At 65.3% G+C, this 13,359-nt stretch carries 11 protein-coding genes and 3 pseudogenes; 11 read left to right on the top strand and 3 right to left on the bottom strand.

Annotated elements, in window-relative coordinates; all coding sequences use genetic code 11:
- Positions 1-135 precede the first annotated feature (135 nt).
- The 4 genes and pseudogenes from ACUDAL_RS11435 to ACUDAL_RS11420 all read left to right on the top strand — a co-directional run bounded on the left by ACUDAL_RS11435 (position 136) and on the right by ACUDAL_RS11420 (position 5,584).
- Positions 136-1,928, top strand: a pseudogene (locus ACUDAL_RS11435) (acyl-CoA dehydrogenase).
- An 81-nt stretch (positions 1,929-2,009) separates the two neighbouring features.
- Positions 2,010-3,639 (top strand): annotated as a pseudogene (locus tag ACUDAL_RS11430) (acyl-CoA synthetase).
- Between the two features lie 14 nt (positions 3,640-3,653).
- Complete coding sequence (locus ACUDAL_RS11425) at positions 3,654-4,502, top strand: 3-hydroxybutyryl-CoA dehydrogenase (RefSeq protein ID WP_103970546.1); 849 nt, start codon at positions 3,654-3,656, stop codon at positions 4,500-4,502.
- Between the two features lie 308 nt (positions 4,503-4,810).
- Entirely contained in the window at positions 4,811-5,584 is a 774-nt protein-coding gene (locus ACUDAL_RS11420; protein WP_086511176.1) for an enoyl-CoA hydratase-related protein, read from the top strand.
- 75 nt (positions 5,585-5,659) lie between these two features.
- Here the strand turns inward: ACUDAL_RS11420 and ACUDAL_RS11415 are convergent, their stop codons facing one another.
- The 3 genes from ACUDAL_RS11415 to ACUDAL_RS11405 all read right to left on the bottom strand — a co-directional run bounded on the left by ACUDAL_RS11415 (position 5,660) and on the right by ACUDAL_RS11405 (position 7,381).
- On the bottom strand, positions 5,660-6,541 hold the full coding sequence (locus tag ACUDAL_RS11415) for a DMT family transporter (RefSeq protein WP_444678210.1): 882 nt from the start codon (positions 6,539-6,541) through the stop codon (positions 5,660-5,662).
- Between the two features lie 111 nt (positions 6,542-6,652).
- Positions 6,653-7,033 (bottom strand): Rieske (2Fe-2S) protein, encoded by a 381-nt coding sequence (locus ACUDAL_RS11410; RefSeq protein ID WP_191225009.1) that lies wholly within the window; start codon positions 7,031-7,033, stop codon positions 6,653-6,655.
- 75 nt (positions 7,034-7,108) lie between these two features.
- On the bottom strand, positions 7,109-7,381 hold the full coding sequence (locus ACUDAL_RS11405) for a DUF5666 domain-containing protein (protein ID WP_086511173.1): 273 nt from the start codon (positions 7,379-7,381) through the stop codon (positions 7,109-7,111).
- Positions 7,382-7,490: 109 nt separating this feature from the next.
- Here ACUDAL_RS11405 and ACUDAL_RS11400 point away from each other — a divergent pair, with 109 nt between their 5' ends.
- The 7 genes and pseudogenes from ACUDAL_RS11400 (at position 7,491) to ACUDAL_RS11370 (ending at position 13,353) form a co-directional block, all read left to right on the top strand.
- A complete protein-coding gene (locus ACUDAL_RS11400) occupies positions 7,491-8,366 on the top strand; it encodes an MOSC domain-containing protein (RefSeq protein WP_444678209.1) in 876 nt (291 codons plus the stop codon).
- 244 nt (positions 8,367-8,610) lie between these two features.
- Positions 8,611-9,051, top strand: coding sequence for a YtoQ family protein (locus tag ACUDAL_RS11395; RefSeq protein ID WP_086511171.1), 441 nt, complete (start codon positions 8,611-8,613; stop codon positions 9,049-9,051).
- Between the two features lie 86 nt (positions 9,052-9,137).
- Positions 9,138-10,639 (top strand): annotated as a pseudogene (gene trkI / locus ACUDAL_RS11390) (Trk system potassium transporter TrkI).
- 9 nt (positions 10,640-10,648) lie between these two features.
- Complete coding sequence (locus ACUDAL_RS11385; protein ID WP_444678208.1) at positions 10,649-10,879, top strand: hypothetical protein; 231 nt, start codon at positions 10,649-10,651, stop codon at positions 10,877-10,879.
- Positions 10,876-12,291 carry a DUF4118 domain-containing protein gene (locus ACUDAL_RS11380; protein WP_444678207.1) on the top strand — a complete coding sequence of 472 codons (1,416 nt, stop codon included), beginning with the start codon at positions 10,876-10,878 and terminating at the stop codon, positions 12,289-12,291. Before ACUDAL_RS11385 ends, ACUDAL_RS11380 begins: the two co-directional genes overlap by 4 nt.
- Positions 12,267-12,650, top strand: coding sequence for a sensor histidine kinase (locus tag ACUDAL_RS11375; protein ID WP_444678206.1), 384 nt, complete (start codon positions 12,267-12,269; stop codon positions 12,648-12,650). Before ACUDAL_RS11380 ends, ACUDAL_RS11375 begins: the two co-directional genes overlap by 25 nt.
- The gene (locus ACUDAL_RS11370) at positions 12,640-13,353 is read left to right on the top strand and encodes a response regulator (protein WP_444678205.1); all 714 of its coding nucleotides are present in this window, start codon (positions 12,640-12,642) and stop codon (positions 13,351-13,353) included. Before ACUDAL_RS11375 ends, ACUDAL_RS11370 begins: the two co-directional genes overlap by 11 nt.
- Positions 13,354-13,359: the final 6 nt, after the last annotated feature.

Below are 13,359 nucleotides of genomic sequence, written 5' to 3'. Positions count from 1 at the left end.
CCGATGCTCTCGCATCGGGCGTTTTTTTTGCGTGCCGAGAGCGGGCGCTGGTCACCAGGCTGCGACCTAGTGATAATGGCCAACGAAAAGTAGTATATCTACTATCGCCGTTATCATTTTTCCTGAGGTGTCTCCATGTTTCCCTTCGTCGCCCCCGTTCGTGACCTTCGCTTCGTGCTCGAGGAATTGCTCGAATACCGCTCCTCGCCCTGCCCGGCTTCGAGGAAGCCAGCCCCGACCTGGTCGAAGCGGTACTGGAGGAGGCGGCCAGGCTCGCCGGTGAAGTGTGGGCACCGCTCAATGCCAGCGGCGATCGCCAGGGTTGCGTACGGCGTGAGGACGGTGGCGTGACTCTGCCGGACGGCTTCGCCGAGGCCTACCAGGCTTATGCGGAAGGCGGCTGGAACGGCATCGGGGTGTCCCAGGCGCTGGGCGGCCAGGGCCTTCCCGAGGTGGTGGCGAGCAGCGTGCAGGAGATGCTCCACGGCGCCAACATGGCGCTGGGGCTGTGCCCGATGCTCACCGCCGGCGCCATCGAGGCGCTGGCCCACCACGGCAGCGACGCGCTCAAGGCGACCTACCTGCCCAAGCTGGTCGAGGGCAGCTGGACCGGCACCATGAACCTCACCGAGCCCCAGGCCGGCTCCGATCTCTCCAAGGTGCGCACGCGGGCAGTGCCATGCCCTGATGAAGAGGGTGACCACTACCGCTTGTTCGGCCAGAAGATCTTCATTACCTGGGGCGAGCACGACGCCAGCGAGAACATCATCCACCTGGTGCTGGCGCGCAAGCCCGACGCCCCCGAGGGCAACAAGGGCATCTCGCTGTTTCTGGTTCCCAAATATCTGGTCAAATCCGATGGCTCGCTGGGCGAGCGCAACGACGTCACCTGCGCCTCCATCGAGCACAAGCTGGGCATCCACGGCTCGCCCACCTGCACCCTGAGCTTCGGCGAGAACGACGGCGCCATCGGCTACCTGGTGGGTGAGGAGGGGCGCGGCCTGAACCACATGTTCACCATGATGAACGAGGCACGTCACAAGGTCGGCATCCAGGGCATCGGTGTGGCCGAGCGTGCCTGCCAGCATGCCTTCGCCTATGCGCTGGACCGCGTACAGGGCAGGGCGCGGGGCGCCGAGGCCACCATCAGCGAGCATCTCGACGTGCGCCGTATGCTGCTCTCCATGCGCGCTCGCACCGATGCGCTGCGGGCGCTGGCGCTCTACTGCGCCGCCCAGTTGGACGTGGCGCGCCACGCGGCAGACGCCGCCGAGCGCGACGCGGCCCAGGCCCGGGTCGACGTGCTGATCCCGGTGGTCAAGGCGTTCTCCACCGATCAGGCGGTGGAGATCGCCTCGCTCGGCGTGCAGGTGCACGGTGGCATGGGCTTCATCGAGGAGACCGGCGCCGCCCAGTTGCTGCGCGATGCCCGCATCGCACCGATCTACGAGGGCACCAACGGCATCCAGGCGCTCGACCTGGCCGGGCGCAAGCTCTCCCGTGACAGCGGCGCGGCGCTCGCCGAACTGATCGATGAGGTCGAAGCCACGGCCGGCGAGCTGCGCGCGAGCGCTGAGCTGGCCGCCCTGGGCGAGAGTCTGGCCGCCGGCGCCGCCGATCTACGTGCCGCCATGGCGCTGGTGCTCGAAGCGAGCCGTGACCCGCAGCACGGCGCCGACGCCGTGCAGGCCTACGCCACGCCGTTCCTCAGCCTGGCCGGCCATGTGCTGTGCGCCTGGCAGATGGGGCGGGCCGCACTCAAGGCGCGTGCCGCCCAGGAGGGTGGCAACAGCGACCCCTTCTATCGGACCAAGCTGGCCGCGGCGGATTTCGCCCTGCGCCAGTGGTTGCCGGTCGGTCGTGCCAACCGCAGCGTGATCGAGGCCGGCATGCAGAGTCTGGCCGACTATCAGGTCACGCTTTCCTGAGCCGTTACTCCACCGGCTGCCACATCGGCGGCCGGTGATCTGGACAGTACCTATAAGAACGATACCCACTCGGAGCCCACCATGAACGACAGCATCTTCGAACAGGACCTGCCCAAGACGCAGGCCAACCATGTGGCGCTATCGCCGCTGACCTTCATCGAGCGCAGCGCTTCCATCTACCCCGACTACCCGGCGGTGATCCACGGCGACATCCGCCGCAGCTGGCGTGAGACTTGGGCGCGCTGCCGGCGGCTCGCCTCGGCGCTGGAGAAGCGCGGCATCAAGCCCGGCGAGACGGTGGCCGCCATGCTGCCCAACGTGCCGGCGATGTTCGAGGCGCACTTCGGCGTGCCGCTGGCCGGCTGCGTGCTCAATACGCTGAATATCCGTCTCGACGCCGAAGCCATCGCCTACATGCTCGAGCACGGCGAGGCCCAGGCGGTGCTGGTCGATCCGGAGTTCGCCGGGGTGATCGAAGACGCCGTCTCGCGGCTGGCGATCAAGCCGCTGGTGATCGACGTGGACGACGCCCTGTTCGAGGGCGAGGCGCGTCGCATCGGTGAGCTGGAGTACGAGGCGCTGCTGGCCGAGGGCGACCCGGAGTACGCCTACCAGCTCCCGGAGGACGAGTGGCAGGCGATCTCGCTCAACTACACCTCGGGCACCACCGGCAAGCCCAAGGGGTGGTCTACCATCATCGCGGCGCCTATCTCAACGCGGTAAGCAACATCCTCGAGTGGGCCATGCCGCATCACCCGGTCTATCTCTGGACCCTGCCGATGTTCCACTGCAACGGCTGGTGCTTCCCTGGACCATCGCCGCCAATGCCGGCGTCAGCGTTTGCCTGCGCAGAGTCGATCCGAAGAAGATCATGGACCTGATCGTCGACGAGAAGGTCACCCACTTCAGCGGTGCGCCGATCGTGCTCAACGGCCTGGTCAACCTGCCGGCGGAGCAGAAGCGTGCTTTCGACCACCCGGTGAAGGTCACCACCGCCGGTGCCGCGCCGCCCGCCTCGGTGATCGCCGGCGTCGAGAAGCTCGGTATCGAAGTGACCCATGTGTACGGTCTCACCGAGGTCTACGGGCCGGTAACGGTGTGCGCCTGGCGCGAGGCGTGGGACGAGCTACCGCTGGAGGAGCGGGCCAGGATCAAGGCGCGTCAGGGCGTGCGCTACCACATGCTGGAAGCGCTCTGCGTCGCCGACCCCAACACCCTGGAGCCAGTGCCCAAGGACGGCGAGACCATCGGCGAGATCCTGATGCGCGGCAACAACGTGATGAAGGGCTATCTCAAGAACGAGGCCGCCACCGAGCAGGCGCTGGAGGGCGGCTGGTACCACACCGGCGATCTCGCCGTATGGCACCCTGACGGCTACATCGAGATCAAGGATCGCTCCAAGGACATCATCATCTCCGGCGGCGAGAACATCTCCACCATCGAGGTGGAGGATGCCATCTACTCCCATCCCGCCGTGGAGGAGGCCGCGGTGGTGGCCAAGCCCGACGAGAAGTGGGGCGAGACGCCCTGTGCCTTCGTCAAGCTCAAGGTGGGCTATGGCGAGGTCACCGAAGCCGACATCATCGAGCACTGTCGCCAGCATCTGGCGCGCTTCAAGGTGCCCAAGACGGTGATCTTCACCGAGCTGCCCAAGACCTCCACCGGCAAGATCCAGAAATTCGTCCTGCGCGAAGAAGCGCGCAGGCAGTGAACGGGAGCAAGACAATGACACAGCAGACAATCGGTGTGGTCGGCGCCGGCACCATGGGGCAGGGCATCGCGCAGGTACTGGTGGCAAGCGGCTTTGCCACACGACTCTACGACGTTGCCGACGAGCAACTGGGCCGTGCCCAGGCCGTCATCGACAAGGGCCTTGGCAAGCTGGTGGCCAAGGAGAAGCTCAGCGAGGCCGACAAGGCCGAGGCCATGGCACGCCTGGAGACGACCACGTCGCTCGAGGCCCTGCGCGGCTGCGAGGTGATCATCGAGGCCGCGCCCGAGCAGCCGGCGCTGAAGGAGAAGCTGTTTCGCGACCTGAGCCGGCTGAGCCACGATGCCATTCTGGCCTCGAACACCTCGTCGCTGTCGCTGACCCGGCTCGCTGCGGTGTGCGAGCGCCCCGAGCGGGTGGTGGGCATGCACTTCTTCAATCCGGTGCCGGTGCTCAAGCTGGTCGAGGTGATCCGCGCCGAGCAGACCTCTGATGCCACCGCGGCGCGCATCGAGGAACTGACCCGGCAGCTCGGCAAGACGCCGGTGGCCATCGCCGACTCGCCCGGGTTCGCCGTCAATCGCCTGTTGATCCCGATGATCAACGAGGCCGCCTTCCTGTTGCAGGAGGGCGCCGCCAGCGCCGAGGACATCGATCAGTCGATGCAGCTTGGCGCCGCCCACCCCATGGGGCCGCTGGCGCTGGCCGACCTGATCGGCCTGGACGTCTGCCTGGCGATCATGGAGGTGCTGCAGGAGGGCTTCGGCGACCCGAAGTATCGCCCCTGTCCGCTGCTCAGGCGCATGGTGGCAGCCGGCTATCTGGGGCGGAAATCAGGACGCGGCTTCCATATATATAGCTGACCTCAAGCCGGGGCTGTTCCGGCGACGGGCCCACGAGGAGGCGCTGTGAACCCTTCCCTGGGCGCTATATTTGCCCTGCTTCGCTTTCGCGTCCTGCTCCGCTTGCAGGACCAGGGCTGGCCATCCATGGCCAGCCCGTTCGGAGCAATGCTCCTCACCCATGGCAAATAACCTCCTCGAGTGCCCGCCCCCGGCGCCCCTGATGCTGATAGATACTGCAGTCGTTTCGACGAAAAAGGGGATTGCCGACCAACCAAGCGTTCGCTAGGGTTGGTCGGTATCGTTCTGACTACAAGCAAGGAGCCCCCATGAGCGAGAAGCTGATCGAGATGGTCGACAACGCCGGTGTCGTGCGCCTGACCATCAACCGTCCCAAGGCGCTGAATGCCCTCAACAGCGCCGTGCTCACCGAGCTGGAAGCGCTGCTCACCGAGCTGGAGAAGCGCAGCGACCTGCGCGCTCTGCTGATCACCGGCGCGGGTGAGAAGGCCTTCGTGGCCGGTGCCGACATCACCGAAATGCGCACCAAGACCCCGGAGGAGGCACGCGCCTTCGCCAGCCAGGCCCTGCGCACCATCAAGCGACTGGAAACGTTGCCGGTGCCGGTGGTCGCCCTGGTGAACGGCTTTTGTCTTGGCGGCGGCTGCGAACTGGCGCTGGCCTGCGACTGGGCCGTAGCCAGCGACAACGCCATCTTCGGCCAGCCCGAGGTGCTGCTCGGGGTGATTCCCGGCTTCGGCGGCACCCAGCGCCTGCCGCGTCGGGTAGGACCGGCCATGGCACTGGATCTGGTCACCACCGGGCGCAAGATCGACGCCCAGGAGGCCCTGCGTATCGGTCTGGTCAACCGCGTGATGCCCCAGGCCGAGCTCGAGGCCTACGCCGAGGAGCTGACCAAGCAGCTCGCCGGCAACGGCCCGCTGGCGGTGCGCAGCGCCAAGCAAGCGGTGCACGACGGCATGGACCAGGATCTCGACAGCGCACTGGCGCTGGAGACCAGCCTCTTCGCGCTGGGCTTTGCCGGCAGCGAGCAGAAGGAGGGCATGAGCGCCTTCGTCGAAAAGCGCAAGCCCAACTTCTGATTCATCAGCGGTGCGGTAACGCGAGAGCGGCAGCGTAACGACGCTGCCGCTCTCTTTCGTTTAGGCCGTGTCGGTTCAGGCCAGCTCGCGGCGTCGCCAGCGAATCATGCCGGTGGCAATGGCGGTGCCCGCCAGGGTGATGGCCATACCCACCAGCACCTGCAGGCTGAGGCGTTCGTCCAGCAGCAAGTAGCCCCATAGCAGGGCGCTTACCGGCACCAGGAAGGTAACCGTCGAGGTGGCGGTGGCGCCGGCGCTGGAGATCAGCCCGAAGTAGAGCAGGAAGGCCAGGGTGGTGCTGAACACGGCCAGGCCCAGGGCGTTGCTCCAGGCCAGGCCGCTGATCGGTTCGCTGGGCCACAGCCACAGGCCCGGGATCAGCAGGATCAGCGCCGACATGGCGGTGCTGCCGGCGGCGAGAACGCGTACCGGCAGGTGCGACAGGTAGCTCTTGGAGTAGTTGGTCGCCACGCCGTAGCAGAAGGTGGCGCCCACCGCGGCGAGGATGAACCAGCCGTCGCCGCCGAGGCTGAAGTCCAGCCGGTTGGCCGACAGCACGTAGACGCCAAAGAAGGCCAGTGTCAGGCCCAGGTACTGCTGACGCTGGATGGGCGTGGTGAAGAACAGCGCACCGAGCAGGGCGGTGAAGATCGGCGTGGTGGCGTTGATCAATGAGGTGAAGCCGGCTTCCAGGCGAATGGTGGCCAATGCCAGCAGCACGAAGGGCAGCACGTGGTTCACCAGCCCGAGCAGCAGCAGGCCGCCCTTGTTCTCCCACACCAGCTTGAGATAGCGCAGGCCGAGCAGCAGCGGAAGCAGCAGCAGCGCACCGATACCCATGCGCACCAGGATGAGCGGTACCGGCCCGAATTCGGGTACGGCCACGCGCATGAAGATGAACGACATGCCCCATAGCGTGGAGAGCAAGATCAGACGTAGGGAATCGGCCGGCGACATGCGACGTCCTTGGCAGGCAGGGAGAGTATGAAGCCTAAACCATGCCGCCAGCCTATGAATAGGTTGTTTTTTATCAATAATGCTGATGTGAAGTATCAGCGATCGTGCTGGTCAAGCGCCGTCGCCGACGACGACCCAGCCATCGGCGTCGACGCTTACCGGCACCGGGTCGAGCGCACAACCGACGCCGAGTCCGCCGGTGCCTTCACCGGTGCGGGTGGCGAAGGTGGCATCGTGATTGGTGCAGCGAAGCACTTCGCCATCCTGACTGAGAATGCGCGGGCCGCGCTGGTCGAGCGGCAGGTATTGATGCGGGCAGGCGTTGACGTAGCCGAGCAGCGCGTCGCCGAGGCGCACCAGCAGCAGTGGAAAGCTTCCGTTCTCGCCCTGCAGGGTCAGGCTGTGGGTGCTGCCCACCGCCAACTCGTCGTGTCGAACGAGGCGCGTGCCAAGCGCGGGTGCGCTACGATACTGTTGCCAGGCCTGGGTCATGACGGTGTCCTGAAAATACAAACGGGCCGACATTGTCGCCAATGCCGGCCCGCCTGTCAGCGCTGGACGATGAGGTCAGTCCTCGAGCTCGATCTCCTTGGCGAGGTGGCGTTCGCCGTCGTACTCGAAATCGATCTCGACTCTTTGCCCCTCTTCGAGATCGTCGAAGCTGCTCAGCCCGTCGTCGTAATCGGTATTGTCATCGGTGTGAAAGACAATGCCCTGAACGGTCAGGGTGCGCGCTTCACGATCCAGCGACTCGATCTCGCCTTCGAGATCGTTGGCATGAGCGGTTGTCGAGAAGGTCAGCAGCAGGGCGGCAGCCAACAAGGCAAGACGTTTCAGCATGGTTCCTCTCCTTGGTCCACTGGGACTTGCATCGGTTCAACTTGCGTCATCAGCTTAATTGGGGCGTATTGCTATAGCGAGTTACGAAGTGTTCGGCAGAGGAAGCAGAGTGAAAATATCGAAACTCAACGTTTATCCGGTCAAGTCGCTGGGCGGCATCAGTCTGCAGCAAGCCACGCTGGGAGTGCGCGGCCTGGCCTATGACCGTCACTGGATGGTGGTCGATCAGGTGGGGCGCTTCGTCACCCAGCGGCAGCTGCCAGGCATGGCGCGAGTCTCGGTGCGTCTCGAGAGCGACTGGCTGGTGCTGGAACATCCCGAGGCGGAGCCGCTGGCCATCGAGCTGGCGAGCCGCGATCGGCCGAGGCTGACCGCCTATGTGTGGGACGACGCCTGTCGGGCCCTTGACGAAGGTGCCGAGGCCAGCGACTGGCTGACGGCGGTGCTGGGCGATCTGCGCGGTAGCAGCCTGCGTCTGGTGCGCTTCGACGAGGAGCATCGGCGCCCGGTCGAGTCGCGCTACCTGCAAGGTGAGGAAGCCCATACTGCCTTCGCCGACGGCTATCCGTTCCTCATTGTCTCGCAGGCCTCTCTCGACGCTCTCAACCGGAATCTGGCGCAGAAGGGGCTTGCACCGCTGCCCATGAACCGTTTCCGTCCGAACATCGTGCTCGAGGGGGCTCCCGACTTCGCCGAGGATGGTTGGCGCGAGCTGGCCGCCCAGGATGGCAGGTATCGTTTCGGGCTACGCAAACCCTGTCAGCGCTGCAAGATCACCACCGTCGATCAGGCCAGCGGCACCATCGACATACCCGGAGAGCCGCTGCAAACGCTGATCCAGATGAAGACGCAGCCGCTGCGCCCGGGGCCTACTTCGGTCAGAACGCCACGCTTCTCGGCGGTGCGGGGGAGCGCGTCTCGGTCGGGGATGAGCTACAGGTCGGCCAGTGAGACCAAAAGAAGCCCGCTCGGAGAGCGGGCATAAGCAAGGGACTCACGACTGCTGTGCAAGAACCGGCGTGAGTAAGTTCAAGGTAGCGCCTTTTTCGCATTGCGAATGTCATCCATTTCCTCTCCATTCTGTAAGAGATTGCCTACAACTTGTGTAGGGATCCGTCTCGCCGCTACGGCACGCTTTGGCAAAAAGGAGATTTCGAACGGGTACACAAGACTTGTATACAAATATCGGCTGGCTATGATGGAGAACCATTTCCTTCAGGAGCGCCCCGATGAGCTTACATGTCTACCTATCCGGCGAGATCCATACCGACTGGCGTGACGAGATCGAGCGCGGCGCAAAGGCTGCCGGTCTGGACATCGTGTTCACCGCGCCTGTCACCGACCATGACGCCAGCGATGCCGCAGGCGACCACCTGGGGCGCGAAAGCGACGCCTTCTGGCGCGACCACAAGTCGGCCAAGGTCAATGCCATTCGTACCAAGACCCTGATCGAGCAGAGCGACCTGGTAGTGGTGCGCTTCGGCGACAAGTACAAGCAGTGGAATGCAGCCTTCGATGCCGGCTACTGTGCAGCACTCGGCAAGCCGTACGTGACCCTTCACGGCGAGGAGATCGTCCACCCGCTGAAGGAGGTTGATGCCGCGGCCATGGCCTGGGCGACCACCACCGAGCAGGTAGTCGAGATCCTGCGCTATGTGACGCGCGGCTGAGGCTGGTCAGCGGCGATTTTTTTACGGTTTTTTTAGGTAGGGCTGTGCTTTCATGCCGTCATGCTCGATGCAGAGGTGATGGCTGAATGCGTACCGCCGGATACGGTGTAAACGAGGTCGGCGTCAGGCTCAGGTACCACTGGCGTAGCTGGTCGCCCGTGCTCAAGGTCATGTCGGTGCTGTGGACGGTGCTGGCTGTCTTCATGACCGTTCCTTGGCTGGTGCTGGTCGTCGAGCGTGACCCCGACGCCCGCGCCTTCGGCCTCTCGATCATGTTGGTGATGGTGGCCGTGGCGCTGGTGTGGCTGTCCACGGCTCGCACGCGGATCGAGCTCAAGCCCTGGCAGATGTTTGTCGTCACCACCTTCAGCTGGATCAGCGTCAGCGGCTTTGCCAGCCTGCCGCTGGTGCTGGGCGCGCCGCAGCTCAGCTTCACCAACGCCGTGTTCGAGTCGGTATCGGCCATTACCACCACGGGCTCCACCATCCTGGTCGGCATCGAAAATCTTTCCGATGGGCTGAAGCTGTGGCGGGGCATCATGCAGTGGCTGGGCGGTATCGGCATCATCGTCATGGGTATCGCCATCCTGCCCTTCCTCAAGGTGGGCGGCATGCGCCTGTTCCATACCGAGTCGTCGGACTGGTCGGACAAGGTCATGCCGCGCACGGGTGGCATCGCCAAGGCCACCCTGGGCATCTATTGTGGCTTTACCCTGATCGCGATGTTGGCCTACTGGGCAGGTGGCATGACGCTGCTGGATGCAGTGGTGCACGCCATGACGTCGTTGGCTACCGGCGGCTTCGCCAATTCCGATGCCTCGTTCGGTGCCTACGCCGAGCAGCTCCATCTGCTGTGGATGGCGTCGCTGTTCATGCTGACCGGTGCGCTGCCTTTCGTGCTCTACATCCGTACGCTGCGCGGCTCGAGCATGGCGCTGTGGCGTGACCAGCAGGTGCAGGGACTGCTGTTCCTGCTGGCGCTTGTCATTCTGGGCCTCTCGCTGTGGCGCATCTGGCACGGTACGGCGCCGTTCGAGGCGCTCACTCACGTTACCTTCAACGTCATCTCGGTGGTCACCACCACCGGCTATGCCTCCGACGACTACAGCGCCTGGGGGCCGCTGGCCTACGTGGCGTTCTTCTATCTCACTTTCATTGGCGGCTGCAGCGGTTCCACCAGCGGCGGCATGAAGATCTTCCGCTTTCAGGTGGCCACCATCCTGCTGCGCAACCAGCTGCGTTTTCTGGTCCACTCCCAGGGGTCTTCGCTTCGCGATACAACGGCCAGCCGCTCACCGACGACATTACCCGTGGCGTGGTGGCGTTCTCGTTCTTCTTCTTCCTCACCATCGCCGGCCTGGCCCTGGGGCTTGCGCTGATGGGGCTGGATTTCACCACGGCCCTTTCGGGAGCCGCTACCGCGGTGGCCAACGTAGGCCCTGGGCTTGGCGACATCATCGGGCCGGCGGGCAATTTCGCACCGCTGCCGGATGCGGCGAAATGGCTGCTGTGCGTCGGCATGCTGCTGGGACGGCTGGAGATCCTCACCGTACTGGTACTGCTGACGCCGATGTTCTGGCGCAAGTGAGGAGGAACGATGTCAGCGTCACCACCGCCACAGGAAGCGCTCTCACTCGACCCGGTCAAACCGGTGCGGCCGCAGTTGCTGGTCGCGTTGGGCGGCCGCAGCGAGGAAGATGCCGCGCTGGTACGGGCGGCGCATCGCCATGCCCAGCGCGAGGAGTCGCCTGGCGGGCGGTGCATGTCGACAACGGCCGTGCAGGCCCCAGACAGCGGCTGGCGCTGGATCAGACCCTGGCGCTGGTGAGCAGACTCGGAGGTGAGGTACGCATCCTGCAGGGAGCAGGGCGGGCCCGGGAGCTGCATGAGTATGCGCTGGAGCAGGGTGTCGCCACGCTGATGGTAGGGCGCACACGTCCTTCGGGGTGGCGCTTCTGGCGTCGACCGCTGGCGGAACGCGTGCTGCATCATGGCGGTGCCTACGACCTGGTGGTGGTCGCCGAGGCCCGGCCGCGGCCTCGATTTCGTCATGCTCACCACTTGCGCCGCTGGCAGCCGCTGGGTTGGCGCGAGGCTTGGGTCGTGGCTGGCTGTTTCCTGGTGGCCGTGACCATGGCCTGGGCACTGGAGTTCTGGCTGGAACTGGCCAACCTGTCGTTGATCTTCCTCGCCGCGGTTCTTGCCAGCGCCGCCCTGGCGGGCACGCGTGCCGCCATGATTTCCGCCGTGCTGGGGTTTCTCGCCTTCAATTTCCTGTTCACTCGGCCGCGTTTCTCGCTGGCGATGGTCGAGCGCGAGCAGCTGCTGACCGTCATCTTCTTCCTGCTGGTGGCAGTGGTGGTCGGCCAGCTCGCCGGCAGCGCACGGCAGCGTCTCATGGCGCTGCGCAGCAGCCGTGAACAGACCCATCGACTGCTCACTTTCTCCCGCGCGCTCTCCGTTGCCACCGACCGGGAGCAGGTGCGTGACGCCGGCGTCACCACGCTGGAGCGCTGGCTGGGAGTGCCGGTGGCGTTCCTCGATGAGGATGAGGCAGGCACCGGCCTGTCACTACGCTGTGCGTTACCGGCGAACGTCAGGCTGAGCCCCGCAGAGGAAGCCGCCGCCGCATGGAGCTGGCAGCATCGCAAGCCGAGCGGTACCGGCACGGCGACACAGTCGGGGCTGCGCTGGCGCTTCATTCCGCTCGTCGAACAGGAGCGTGTGCTGGGAGTCCTGGGGCTGGAGCTCGCCGTGCGTGACCGTCCCCTGGGCCCCGATCAGGAGACGATGATCGTTACCTTGACCCGTCAGCTCGGCATGGCCCTGGAGCGTACGCGGCTGGTGGCAGAGCTGGGCACTTCACGGCTCTCGGAAGAGAACGAGCGGCTGCGCTCGGCGCTGCTTTCATCGGTATCCCACGACCTGCGTACGCCGCTCGCTTCGATCATCGGGTCGGCAAGCTCGCTCAGAGAACTGGAGCCACAGCTCAGCCGCGCCGATCGGCATGAGTTGCTCGATGGCATCCTGGCCGAAAGTGAGCGCCTCAACCGCTATATCCAGAATCTGCTCGACATGACACGGCTCGGCCATGGCGGCCTCAAGCTCGAGCGGGACTGGGTCTCGCTCGACGACCTCATCACCGCGGCGCTGAAACGGCTCGGTGCCTCGTTGGAAGGCGTGAGAGTGGAGCGCGAGGGGCGGCTGGGCTGCCGTTGCTCTACGTACACCCGGCGCTGATCGAGCAGGCGCTGGTCAATGTCATCGACAACGCCGTGCGTTTTTCGCCGCCGGGCGGGAAGGTGGGAATCGTGGCGGGTCTCGACGCCACCCATCGCGGCCTGGAGATTCGCATCACCGACGAAGGACCGGGCATCCCGCCGGCGCAGCGCGAGGCGGTTTTCGACATGTTCTTCACCGGCGGCGAGGGCGACAGGGGGCGCCACGGCAGCGGGCTGGGCTTGGCCATCTGCCGTGGCATGCTGGGTGCCCATGGCGGCAGCGTCGAAGCGCTGCCCGGACCCGATGGGCGTGGCACTGCCATCGTCATGCGACTGCCGCTGGCCAACCCCGAGGAGGCGGCCGCCGATGACGACTGAACGCTCGCGCATACTCATCGTCGATGACGAGCCGCAGATCCGCCGCTTCCTGCGTATCAGCCTGCTGTCCCAGGGCTTCGACGTCAGTGAGGCGGGCTCGGGGAGAGAAGGACTCGAGCTGGCCGACACTCAGCGGCCCGACCTGGTGCTGCTGGATCTCGGGCTGCCGGACATGGATGGGCAGCGTGTGCTCGACGAGCTGCGCAGGACCAGCCAGGTCCCGGTCATCGTGGTGTCGGTGCGGGAGCAGGAGGCGGAAAAGGTGCGTGCACTCGACTCGGGGGCCAACGACTACGTCACCAAACCGTTCGGCATACAGGAGCTGCTGGCACGGATTCGTGGGCTATTGAGGCGCCAGAACGTGGCGGGGAGCGGCTTCAGCACGCTGCGTCTGGGGCGCGCAGGGCTCGAGATCGATCTGGCGGCGCGCCGCGTGACGCTGGAAGGCAACGCCGTGCACCTCACCCCCAAGGAGTACGCCGTGCTCGACCAGTTGGCACGCCATGCCGGCCGGGTGGTGAGCCAGACCCAACTGCTGCGCCACGTCTGGGGCCCCACTCACACACACGACACCCACTATCTGCGCATCGTCATCAGCAAGCTGCGTCACAAGCTGGGTGACGACCCCCATGCGCCCCGGTTGCTGCAAACCGAAGCCGGCATCGGCTACCGCCTGCTGGTCGATCCACTGGAAGAGTCTTGAGCATGC

The organism is Halomonas sp. E19, assembly GCF_052439355.1.
Lineage (GTDB): Bacteria > Pseudomonadota > Gammaproteobacteria > Pseudomonadales > Halomonadaceae > Halomonas.
This window is presented reverse-complemented; position numbering and strand designations above follow the sequence as displayed.